Below are 11,669 nucleotides of genomic sequence, written 5' to 3'. Positions count from 1 at the left end.
CCTCGGGTTGGTTTGGTTGCGGTTACGGCGAAACGGCTGGCTCCGAGAATGGTGCCATTCCTTGCCGTTTGCCTAAGGACGGCCATGCGGCACGCAATCCGACACCCGGGTGCAATTTTTTTGGAAGATCTGATTTTTGCGAGGAATCTGGCGCATTGCAAAATTGTGGCCAGACCGGGCTTGCGCGTTTATAACGCCTGCGGTCCGAACTCAGCTTCGCCGCGCCATGCCTGGGCCGCGGCCAGCCACCAAGGAAAAAACATGCCTGCCTATCGCTCCCGCACCACCACCCACGGCCGCAACATGGCCGGCGCCCGCGGCCTCTGGCGCGCCACCGGCATGAAGGACAGCGATTTCGGCAAGCCGATCATCGCGGTGGTCAACTCCTTCACCCAGTTCGTGCCGGGCCATGTCCATTTGAAGGACCTCGGCCAGCTGGTCGCGCGCGAGATCGAGAAGGCCGGCGGCGTTGCCAAGGAATTCAACACCATCGCCGTCGATGACGGCATCGCCATGGGCCATGACGGCATGCTCTATTCGCTGCCGTCGCGCGAGCTGATCGCTGATTCCGTCGAATACATGGTCAACGCGCACTGCGCCGACGCCATGGTCTGCATCTCCAATTGCGACAAGATCACGCCCGGCATGCTGATGGCATCGTTGCGCCTCAACATCCCGACCGTCTTCGTTTCCGGCGGGCCGATGGAAGCCGGCAAGGTGGTGCTCGCCGGCAAGACGCAGGCGCTCGACCTGGTCGATGCCATGGTCGCGGCCGCCGACGACAAGGTCTCCGACGAGGACGTCAAGGTCATCGAGCGCTCGGCCTGCCCGACCTGCGGCTCCTGCTCAGGCATGTTCACCGCCAATTCGATGAATTGTTTGACCGAAGCGCTAGGCCTGTCGCTGCCCGGCAACGGCTCGACATTGGCCACCCATGCCGACCGCAAGCGGCTGTTCGTCGAGGCCGGCCACCTGATCGTCGATCTCGCTCAGCGCTATTACGAGCAGGATGACGAGACGGCTCTGCCGCGCAACATCGCCTCGAAGGGCGCCTTCGAGAACGCCATGACGCTCGACATCGCCATGGGCGGCTCGACCAACACCGTGCTGCACATCCTGGCTGCCGCGCATGAGGGCGAGATCGATTTCGATCAGGATGACATCGACGCGCTGTCGCGCAAGGTGCCGGTGCTGTGCAAGGTTGCTCCGGCCAAGTCCGACGTCCACATGGAAGACGTCCACCGCGCCGGCGGCATCATGGCCATCCTCGGCCAGCTCGACAATGCCGGCCTGCTCAACCGCGACCTGCCGACGGTGCATACGTCAACCCTGGGCGAAGCGCTCGACCATTGGGATATTTCCCGCACGACCAGCCAGAGTGTGCGCGATTTCTTCCTCGCCGCCCCTGGTGGCGTGCCGACACAGGTCGCTTTCAGCCAGGACCGCCGCTGGGACGAGCTCGATCTCGACCGCGAGAAAGGCGTCATCCGCTCGACCGAACACCCCTTTTCCAAGGATGGCGGTCTCGCCGTGCTGAAAGGCAATCTGGCGCTCGACGGCTGCATCGTGAAGACGGCGGGCGTCGATGAATCGATCTTGAAGTTCACCGGCCCGGCCCGCGTCTTCGAAAGCCAGGATTCGAGCGTCAAGGCGATCCTGTCGAACGAGATCAAGGCCGGCGATGTCGTCGTCATCCGCTATGAGGGGCCGCGCGGCGGCCCCGGCATGCAGGAAATGCTCTATCCGACCAGCTATCTGAAGTCGAAAGGTCTCGGCAAGGCCTGCGCTCTGGTCACCGACGGCCGCTTCTCCGGCGGCACCTCGGGCCTGTCGATCGGCCATGCGTCGCCGGAAGCCGCCGAAGGCGGGCTGATCGGGCTGGTGCAGGAGGGCGATACGATCGAGATCGACATCCCGAACCGCAGCATCCGCCTTGCTGTCGATGAGGCGGAACTCGCTGCCCGCCGGGCGGCGATGGAGGCCAAGGGCGCCCTGGCCTGGAAGCCCGAGGAAAAGCGCAAGCGCAAGGTGACCACCGCCTTGCGCGCCTATGCCGCCATGGCGACCAGCGCGGCCAAGGGCGCCGTGAGGTTTGTGCCGGAATAAGGTTCGCGCCCAGGCCCCCTCATCCGGCCGCTACGCTGCACCTTCTCCCCGCTGGGGAGAAGAGGCTGGCGCCGGCGTTGACGATCCCTTCTCCCCTCGGGGAGAAGGTGGCCCGAAGGGCCGGATGAGGGGGCCTGGCCCCAACATCCGGAACACCATCACGGCATCAACTGATACTCATAAAGCTTCTGGTAAAGCCCGCCCTGCTTGAGCAAAGTCTTGTGCGGGCCGCTTTCCACCACCTTGCCGGCTTCGAGCACCACGATCGTGTCGGCCTGGTGCACGGTCGACAGACGGTGCGCGATGACGATCGTCGTGCGGCCTTCCGTCAATTGCTGCAGCGCGTCGCGGAACAGCGCTTCCGATTCGGCATCGAGCGCGCTGGTCGCTTCGTCCAGCAGCAGGATTTCGGCATTGCGCAGCATGGCGCGTGCGATCGAGATGCGTTGGCGCTGGCCGCCCGACAGCAGGCCGCCATTCTCGCCGACATCCGTCTCGTAGCCCTTCGCCTGCGCGCTGATGAAGTCATGGGCGTTGGCCGCCTTGGCGGCGGCGATCACCTCTTCGTCGGTCGCACCCTCGCGCCCAAGCCGGATGTTGTGCATGATGGTGCCGGCAAACAGGAATGTATCCTGGCTGACATAGGCGATCTTTTCCCGCAGCGATGCGAGCGTCGCATGGGAAATATCCTGACCATCGAACAGCACCTTGCCACTTTTCGGGTCGTACATGCGCATGATCAGGTTTAGAATCGTCGACTTGCCGCCGCCGGAAGGCCCGACCAGCGCCGTCATCTTGCCGGGCTCAAGCGTCAGATCGAACCTGTCCAGCACCGGCGGCCCGTTCTGATAAGCGAAGTCGACGGCGTCGAACCGGATCTCGCCTGGTCCGGCCAGAAGCGGCTTCGCGTCCGGCTTCTCGACCAGAGTCAGCGGCTGGTCGGCGAGCTCGAACATCATGCGCACGCCGACAATGCCGCTTTCCAGCGATATGCGCACGCGCGCAAGGCGCTTTGCCGGCTCATAGGCAAACAGGAGCGCCCCGATGAAGGCCATGATGTTTCCCGGCATCTGGCCGCCCTGCAAGACCAGGAAGCCGCTGACGAAGATGGCTCCGGCAATTGCCAGCCCGGCCAGCGTCTCCATCACCGGGCTTGTCGCAGCCTCCAGCGTCGCGATGTTGTTGGCCCGGTTCTCGACGTCCGACACGGCCTTGTACATGCGGTTGCGCATTGCGCCTTCGAGGTTGAAGGATTTGACGACGCGCACGCCGATTGCCGTTTCCTGCATAACCTGCACGATCTGGCCGACCGAGCGAAACTCCATCGCGGCGAACTTGCGAACACGTTTGAGGATGCGGTTGACCCCGTAGATAGCCAAGGGGCCGACGACGAAGCAGATTATAGACAAGGCTGGCTGCTGCCAGACCATGACCCCTACCAGGACAACCAGCGACAACAGATCGCGCACATAGGACGTGACAACGAGGTCGAGCACGTTGCGCGCCGCCTGCGCATTGTTGGTCATGCGCGTGATCAGGTCGGACGACGAGGTCGAATGGTAGAATTCGATGCCTTGCGCCAGGATGCGGTCGTAGATCTTGCGCTGGCGGTCGGCGATGATGGCGTTGCCGACCCGGCTCATGAAATAGGCCTGGATGAAATTGGCGAGGCCCTTGAGGATGAAGATCGTGGCAACCCCCGCCGCAATCAGGTTGACGCGGTCAATCCGCTTGAAGACCACGAATTCGTCGGTGATCTCTTTGAGGATCCAGGCGCTGGCGCCGGTCGTGGCGGCCACCACAAGCATCGACAAGATCGCGGCGCCGTAGCCAAACCTGTGCTGATAAAAGGATTCCCGGATCAACCTCGCAACGAGGCGCTGGTTTTCCGTCGAGCGGAAGAAACGAAACAAACGGCGGATCCTTGAAACCGGGACAACGAAGGCGGCTTATAGAGGGAGTTGCGGCCGGATGGAACCATCCGCGGCCGCCGTGGACAAACCGCTGTTGCAAGCGGCATCGACGGGATGCGATTTTCAGCTCGGCTATATCAGATGATTCTTTTGACGGGATGACGACAGATGGCTTTCGACCTTATCATTCGCGGCGGCACACTGCCTGACGGCAGGGTAGCCGACATTGGCATCATCGGTGAGACGATCGCGGCGATCGAGCCCACTCTGCAGGGTTCTGCGCGGACCGAGGTCGACGCCCGTGGCAATCTTGTTTCGCCGCCCTTCGTCGATCCGCATTTCCACATGGACGCGACGCTCTCCTACGGCATTCCGCGCATCAACGCGTCGGGTACGCTGCTCGAAGGCATTTCGCTGTGGGGCGAGTTGAAGCCGCTTTTGACGCATGAGGCGGTGCGTGATCGCGCATTGGCCTATTGCGACTGGGCGGTGTCGATGGGCCTGCTCGCCATCCGCACCCATGTCGATGTCTGCGACGACCGCCTGCTGGCGGTCGAGGCGCTGCTCGAGGTCAAGAAAATGGTCGCCCCCTATATCGACCTGCAATTGGTCGCCTTCCCGCAGGACGGGTTTTATCGCTCGCCGACGGCGCGGGAGAACACCATCCGCGCGTTGGACATGGGCGTCGATATTGTCGGCGGCATCCCGCATTTCGAGCGCACCATGGCCGACGGCACGCGCTCGGTAACGGAGCTGTGCGAAATCGCGGCAAGGCGCGGCCTGATGGTCGACCTGCATTGCGACGAGACCGATGATCCGCTGTCGCGTCACATCGAACAGCTTGCTTATGAGACGCAGCGCCTTGGCCTGCACGGCAAGGTGGTCGGCTCGCACCTCACCTCGATGCATTCGATGGACAATTACTATGTCTCGAAGCTGTTGCCGCTGATCGCCGAGGCGGGCGTCTCCGCCATCCCCAACCCGTTGATCAACATCATGCTGCAGGGCCGCCACGACACCTTCCCGAAGCGCCGGGGTATGACCCGGGTCAAGGAAATGCAGGCGCTGGGCATCCGCGTCGGCTGGGGCCAGGATTGCGTGCTCGATCCCTGGTATTCGCTGGGCACCGCCGACATGCTCGACGTTGCCTTCATGGGCCTGCATGTGGCGCAAATGTCGAGCCCGGCCGACATGGCGCGCTGCTTCGACATGGTCACCAACGTCAATGCCGCGATCATGGGCCTCGATCATCTCGGCCTGGCGGTCGGCAAGCGCGCCAGCCTGGTCGTCCTCGATGCCGGCAATCCGGTCGAAGCCCTGCGGCTGCGCGCCGAGCGCCTGTGCGTCATCGCCAAGGGCAAGGTGGTGGCGGAGCGGACGAAGCAGGAAACCAGGCTGTCCATCGGTGGAAGGCCGGCAATGGTGAACCGGCGGCACATATCCAGCTAGATACAGCCGATTCCCGGCGCTGGTCTTACCCATTGCCCGAATTCTTCTCGTCAAGGCAGCCACTTCCGTCTACGACGCGGCTTACCAGGGAGGAATCGGGATCGGCATGACGCAGCCCGTGGCGCAGAATTCGACGATCAGGAATGTGCTTTTGGCCGGCATTCTGCTGATGCTGGCCGGCGACTTCCTGTTTGCGCTGAACGACGCCATGGGCAAATGGCTGGTCGCCAGCTTCTCCGTCGGCCAAGTGGTGCTGATCCGCTCCATCGGCGCCTTCTTCGTGCTTGGCCCGATGATCGCCAACCAGGGCCCGGCCAAGCTGTTTCGCATGGAGCGCCTGGAGCTGCAGCTGCTGCGGGTGGTGATGACCACGCTCGACACCGCGCTCTTCTATGCCGCGGTGGTCTATCTGCCGCTTGCCGATGTGATGAGCTTCTACATGGCCGGGCCGATCTACGTCGCGGCACTCTCGCACCTCTTGCTTGGTGAAAAGGTCGGCTGGCGCCGCTGGATGGCGATCCTGCTCGGCTTCTGCGGTGTGCTGATCATGCTGAAACCGTCCTCGGCGGCGTTCTCGCTGTCATCGGGCTTTGCGCTGGTGGGCAGTATCTCCTTCGCCTTCGCCATCATCCTCAACCGCCGGCTGCGCGGCACCAGCGACACCAATCTGGTGACATGGCAGACCATCGGCACGTTGCTGGTCGGCGGCGTGCTGAGCATCGGCGCCTGGCAGACGCCGTCGGCGCTCGATCTCGGCGCCATGCTGCTGCTTGGCATCGTCTCCTGCGGCGCCCATCTGATGATCACCAGGGCACTCAAGCTGGCGCCGGCCTCGACGCTGGCGCCGCTGCACTACACGCTGCTGCTGTGGGCGGTGGTGTTCGGGCTGGTATTCTTCGGCGACGTTCCCGGTCCGCGCATCCTGATCGGCTCGGGCATCGTCGTTCTCGCCGGCCTGTTCATCTTCCATCGCCAGAAAGTGGTCGAGACCACGGTGCCGCCCGAAAACGTTCCGAAGGGCGTGAATTAGTCCAGGCTCACCCCCGGCGGATCGCCGCCAGATGCCGTGAAAACTCGGACGTCTCCATCAGCGCCTTGCAGCGCGCGAACCGCCCGTCGGCATAGGTGCGAAAATCATCGACCGGGTTGTTGTTGGCGAGCTGGATCAGTCCCCACAGCGTCCACAACAGGTCGCACATCGCCTTGTAGATGACGATGCGGCCGCGCTCCGCCGGCCTCGCCTCGTCGCCGAAATAGGCGCGCATCATCTCTTCGTCCTGCGCCGTGTCGAATTTGCCTTCCACGCTGAGGTCGCCCAGATCCCAGAGCGGATCGTTCATGCCCGAATATTCCCAGTCGACGATCCACATCCGCTCGCCCGTATCGAGGAAGTTCTCGCACAGCGGATCGCAATGACAGGCGACGAGAGGCAGCGGATGGGCGGCCAGCGCCGACCGCACTGCCTCGGCCTCGCGCACCACGTCATGATAGCCGGCGGGCAGGGCGATCTCCTTGGTGGACAGCACCTTGAGATAGTCGTCGATCATCGCAAACAGCTCGAAGCGGAAGGTAAACACCGCGCCTGAATTGTGCAGCTTGCGAAAGGCCTCGCCGGCGCGGGCCGGACTGCCCGGCCGTGTCCGGAATTTCTCCGGCGACATGGTTTCGGCGCCGGCGATGTAGCGTGTCACCATCACCCCGGCGGCGGCATCGACATGCAGCACCTCGGGACTGACCCCTGCTTTTGCCGCTTCGCGCGCGGCCACGGCTTCGTTGGCCCGGTTGATGTATTCCTCGGTGCCCTTGCCGGGAATGCGCAGGCAGAAGTCGCCGGCCTTGAAGACCAGATTGGTGAGGCCGCCCAGCCGTTCCAGCGGACCGCTGTAGCCGGCCAGCATGGGAATGGCGTCCAGTGCCGCGCGCGTCTCGTCTGTCACCATGCCTGCGCCCCCACGCTGTTATTTGTCGCAGCGACGGTTCCACAATTTTCGTGCTTTGGCTATCATCACTGCGAGATCAAAAATTGGCGGACTGGATAAAAGTGGCGGACAGCAAACATCAGGGCGCACTCGCCGAGGCCTACGCGGCAAAGCGGCCCGAAGAGGTGGCCGCACTCTATGACCGCTGGTCGGAAACCTATGACGCCGACATGTCGGCTGCCGGCTATCGCCATCCGACGATCTGCCTCGCACTGCTGGCCCGCCATCTGCCGCGCGGTTCAGCACCGCTGCTCGATGCCGGGGCCGGCACCGGGCTCATCGGCGAATGGTTGAACATTGCCGGCTATCCACAGGTCGAGGCACTCGATATTTCACAAGGCATGCTGGATCAGGCAGCCCGCAAGGGCGTCTATTCCGCGCTCCATTGCCTGGCGCTGGGCGGTCATCTGCCCTTTGCCGATGATGCCTATGCCGGAGTGATCTCGGCCGGCGTCTTCACATCGGGCCATGTCAGCGTCGATGGGCTGGACGAACTGATCCGCATCTGCCGGCCGGGCGGCGTGATCGTGCTGACGGTCAAGAACACGCTGTGGGATCAGGGCTTTGCGGCGCGCATCGCCGAGCTCGAGGCGCAAGGCCTCGTCACCCGCGTCGAGGAAACGCGCCCTTACGTCTCCATGCCGGGCGAAGCCGACACCGTGCCCAGCCGCGGTCTCGCATTGCGCGTGACCTGACCTACGCTTTGACCCTGGCGCCTGCCGGGTCATACATCGGCTCGAGATGGATCTTGGCCGGTGTCCTCTCCATCGCAACCACCAGTTCATAGTTGCCCGAGACGAGAAAATCGTCGCTCACCCCATCGGCGTTGCGCACATAGCCGTAGCCGATGGTCTTGCCCAGCGTGTAGCCATAACCGCCGCTGCTGAGATAACCGACCGGATCGCCATTGCGCAGGATGGTTTCGCGACCGAGCAGGACGATCTCGGGATCGTCGACCGTGAAGCCGGCGAAGCGTTTCTTCAGTGCCGCGCCGCAGGTCTTCTCCAGCGCGCGCCGTCCGATGAAATCCGTGTTCTTGCGCAGCTTGACCGCCCAGCCGAGGCCGGCTTCCTGCGGCGTGTCGTTGGGCGTGATGTCGGAGCCCCAGGCGCGATAGCCTTTTTCCAGCCGCAGCGATTCCAAGGCACGATAGCCGATGGGGCGGATGTCGTGCTTTTTGCCTGCCGCCATCAGCGCGTCGAAGACTTCGCCGGTGGCCGTGATCGGAATATGCAGTTCCCAGCCGAGCTCGCCGACATAGGTGACGCGCAGCGCCCGAATTGTGTGGCCGGCGATGATGATCTCGCGCACATGGCCGAACGGGAATGCGGCGTTCGACACGTCGGCTTCGGTCACGGCCGAAAGCACATCGCGCGCCCGAGGACCCATCAGCGACAGCGTGCCGAAATCCTCGGTGACATCGACAAGCCTGGCATCGAGCCCTTCGCCGATATGGTCGCCGATCCACGAGGAATCATGCGTGCGGAAGCCTGTGCCGGTGACGATGTAGAACTTCTCTTCGGTCAGCCGCGCCACGGTCAGATCGGCTTCGATGCCGCCGCGCGTGTTGAGAAGCTGCGTGTAGGTCAGCCGGCCGACCGGCTTGCTGACATCGTTGGCGCAGACCCAGTCCAGGGCTTTCAGCGCATCCGGCCCGCTCAGCTCGTATTTGGCGAAGGAGGATTGATCGAAGATGCCGACCTTTTCGCGCACATGCCGGTGTTCGTCGCCAACCGCCGCGAACCAGTTCTGCCGGCCCATCGAATAGACATCCTGCGGTTCGACGCCTTTGGGCGCGAACCAGTTCGGCCGCTCCCAGCCGAGCTTCGAGCCGAACACCGCATTTTGCTGTTTCAGCCTGTCGTAGAGCGGCGAAACGATGCGCGGCCTCCCGCTGGCATACTCCTCATGCGGGAAGCCGATCGTGTAATGCTTGCCATAGGCCTCCAGCGTGCGGTCGCAGACCCACTGACGGTCGCGGTGCAGGTTGGAAAAGCGCCTGATGTCGACCACCCACAGGTCGAGCGGTGCTTCGCCGTCGACCACCCACTGCGCCAGCACCCAGCCGGCGCCGCCGCCCGAGGCGATGCCGAAGGCGTTGAAGCCGGCGCCGACAAACATGTTGGCGCATTCGGGCGCTGTGCCGAGAATGAAATTGCCGTCCGGCGTAAAACTCTCCGGCCCGTTGATCATCTGCTTGACGCCGACGGTTTCCAGCGCCGGCACACGCGCGATCGCTTGGCTCATGTGCTGCTCGAAATGGTCGTAGTCATCGTCGAACAGCCTGAATTCCCAATCATTGGGGACGTCGCCGCCGGGGAGACCAGTCGCCCAGGCCTGCGGGTTCGGCTCATAGCCGCCCATCACCAGCCCGCCGACCTCTTCCTTGAAATAGGTGCGCCGATCCGGGTCGCGGATGGTCGGCGCGTCGGTCGCCAGCCCGTCGATCTTCTCGGTGATGATGTACTGGTGCTTCACCGGCTGCAGTGGCACGTTGATGCCGGCCATGGCGCCGACCTGCCGCGCCCATTGGCCGGCGCAGTTGACCACCTTGTCACAAGCGATGTCGCCCTTGTTGGTCTTCACCGCCGTGATGCGGCCGCTCTTCATCTCGAAGCCGGTGACGCGGACATCCTCGAACAGTTTGGCGCCATGCATGCGCGCGCCCTTGGCCAGCGACTGCGTGATGTCGGAGGGGCTCGCCTGGCCATCGGTCGGCAGCCAGGAGGCGCCGACGAGATCGCCGGTTTCCATGAGCGGCCACATCGCCTTGACTTCCGCCGGTGACAGCAATTGCATGTCCATGCCGAAGCTTTTCGCTGTCGTCGCCAGCCTTTTGTACTCGGTCCAGCGATCGGCATTGGTGGCGAGCCTGAGGCAGCCGGTCATCTTCCAGCCGGTGGCAAGGCCGGTCTCGGCCTCCAATCCCTTGTAGAGGTCGACGGAGTATTTCAGCACGCGGGTGATCGAAGCCGACGAGCGCAACTGGCCGACAAGTCCGGCGGCATGCCAGGTTGAGCCCGAGGTCAGCTTGCCCTGCTCGAGCAGCACCACGTCGGCCTTGTGGTCGCGCGCCAGATGATAGGCCGTCGAACAGCCGATGATGCCGCCGCCGATGACGACGATGGCGGCCTGGCTCGGCAATGTCATGATTTCTGTATCCCGTATTTTGTCCGGTAGTTTCCCAGTGCCGCGTCGAGCCGGACGAGGTTTTCCTCGGTGTAGGCGACGTAGTCGATGCCCGGCGCGTCGAGATAGAGCTCGGAGACCATGCTCCACATCGCCTCGCGCAGCAGCGAGGCGCATTGCATGGCCGCGTGCGAACGGCGGATCGCCTCGTCCGGTTCCTTCATGAAATAGGCGGTCAGGAAGGCGAAGGATTCCTCGTCGCTCATGCCGGCGTTGGAGGCGGCGCCTGCGAGGTCGAACATCGCCGTGTTGAAGCCGGCATATTCGAAGTCGATCAGCCAAAGCCTGTTGCCGTCGTCGAGAATGTTGGCCGGCAGCAGATCATTGTGGCCAAAGACGATCGGCAGCAGTTTCTGCGCGCGCTCCAGTTCGTCGGCCAGCGTCAGCAGGTGTGGCAGGTCGCTGCGCTTGCGGCTGCCGCCTTCTTCAAGCGTGCGCGCATAGTCGCGAATGACATGGAACACCCAGAACATGAAGCCGGCGCCCGAGACGTGATTGGGCATTTCCCGGTGGAAGCCGCGCATCAGAGCCGCGACGCGGCCGAGATTGGCGCGCACGTCTTCCGCCAGATAGGTTTTTGCACCGAGAAATTCCGTCACCAGGATGCCCGGTTCGGCATGGCGGACGGCTGGCGCGAAACCGGCGGCATGCGCCGCTCGCGCCGTCATCACCTCGCGCTCGCGAAAGACATGGTGGAACGGATAGTCCTTGCCGAAGCGCACGACATGTCGTCCGGCCGCGTCCGTGACCACATAATTCGCGTTGCTCAGACCGCCGGGCAGCGGTGCGATCTCGATGCCACCGGTCCAGCAGGGCAGGGCGCGGATGCGATCTTCGGCGGTCACGGAATCATCCCTGGTTTGCTGGGCTTCGACAAGGCGCCGTGAACAGCGCAACGACGGCGGGGAGAAACGTAGATAATCTCGTCGGTGCGGGACGCCAGGATCGGTATCCCGCACCGCACCGACGAGCCCCTTGGCCAGGTTTTTGAGCCCGGCATCCGCCCCCGCGGATCTGAAATTCCTTGTACAGG

At 63.6% G+C, this 11,669-nt stretch carries 9 protein-coding genes; 5 read left to right on the top strand and 4 right to left on the bottom strand.

Going from position 1 to position 11,669, the window contains the following annotated elements:
- Positions 1-194, top strand: a 194-nt coding sequence (locus EN943_RS37990; RefSeq protein ID WP_206522822.1) for a hypothetical protein, incomplete at its 5' end; no start/stop codon positions are given.
- A 67-nt stretch (positions 195-261) separates the two neighbouring features.
- Complete coding sequence (gene ilvD / locus EN943_RS28645) at positions 262-2,106, top strand: dihydroxy-acid dehydratase (protein WP_127415550.1); 1,845 nt, start codon at positions 262-264, stop codon at positions 2,104-2,106.
- Between the two features lie 158 nt (positions 2,107-2,264).
- Here the strand turns inward: ilvD and EN943_RS28640 are convergent, their stop codons facing one another.
- Positions 2,265-4,019 carry an ABC transporter ATP-binding protein gene (locus EN943_RS28640; protein ID WP_127415549.1) on the bottom strand — a complete coding sequence of 585 codons (1,755 nt, stop codon included), beginning with the start codon at positions 4,017-4,019 and terminating at the stop codon, positions 2,265-2,267.
- Between the two features lie 168 nt (positions 4,020-4,187).
- Here EN943_RS28640 and EN943_RS28635 point away from each other — a divergent pair, with 168 nt between their 5' ends.
- A complete protein-coding gene (locus tag EN943_RS28635; RefSeq protein WP_127415548.1) occupies positions 4,188-5,468 on the top strand; it encodes an amidohydrolase family protein in 1,281 nt (426 codons plus the stop codon).
- A 106-nt stretch (positions 5,469-5,574) separates the two neighbouring features.
- On the top strand, positions 5,575-6,498 hold the full coding sequence (locus EN943_RS28630) for a DMT family transporter (protein ID WP_013528034.1): 924 nt from the start codon (positions 5,575-5,577) through the stop codon (positions 6,496-6,498).
- A gap of 7 nt (positions 6,499-6,505) precedes the next feature.
- Here the strand turns inward: EN943_RS28630 and EN943_RS28625 are convergent, their stop codons facing one another.
- Positions 6,506-7,408, bottom strand: coding sequence for a phosphotransferase family protein (locus EN943_RS28625; protein ID WP_127415547.1), 903 nt, complete (start codon positions 7,406-7,408; stop codon positions 6,506-6,508).
- Positions 7,409-7,509: 101 nt separating this feature from the next.
- Between EN943_RS28625 and EN943_RS28620 the strand changes: the two genes are divergently transcribed.
- Positions 7,510-8,142 (top strand): class I SAM-dependent methyltransferase, encoded by a 633-nt coding sequence (locus tag EN943_RS28620; protein ID WP_164778424.1) that lies wholly within the window; start codon positions 7,510-7,512, stop codon positions 8,140-8,142.
- A 1-nt stretch (position 8,143) separates the two neighbouring features.
- Here EN943_RS28620 and EN943_RS28615 read toward each other — a convergent pair whose 3' ends face one another.
- Together EN943_RS28615 and EN943_RS28610 are read right to left on the bottom strand one after the other, a co-directional pair.
- The gene (locus EN943_RS28615) at positions 8,144-10,597 is read right to left on the bottom strand and encodes an FAD-dependent oxidoreductase (protein ID WP_127415545.1); all 2,454 of its coding nucleotides are present in this window, start codon (positions 10,595-10,597) and stop codon (positions 8,144-8,146) included.
- Complete coding sequence (locus EN943_RS28610; protein ID WP_127415544.1) at positions 10,594-11,481, bottom strand: phosphotransferase family protein; 888 nt, start codon at positions 11,479-11,481, stop codon at positions 10,594-10,596. The genes EN943_RS28615 and EN943_RS28610 overlap by 4 nt, the downstream gene beginning before the upstream one ends.
- Between the last annotated feature and the right edge of the window lie 188 nt (positions 11,482-11,669).

The organism is Mesorhizobium sp. M7A.F.Ca.US.006.01.1.1, from assembly GCF_003997935.1.
Lineage (GTDB): Bacteria > Pseudomonadota > Alphaproteobacteria > Rhizobiales > Rhizobiaceae > Mesorhizobium.
Note: the sequence above shows the minus strand (reverse complement) of the source record. Positions and strands in the feature narration are given on the sequence as shown.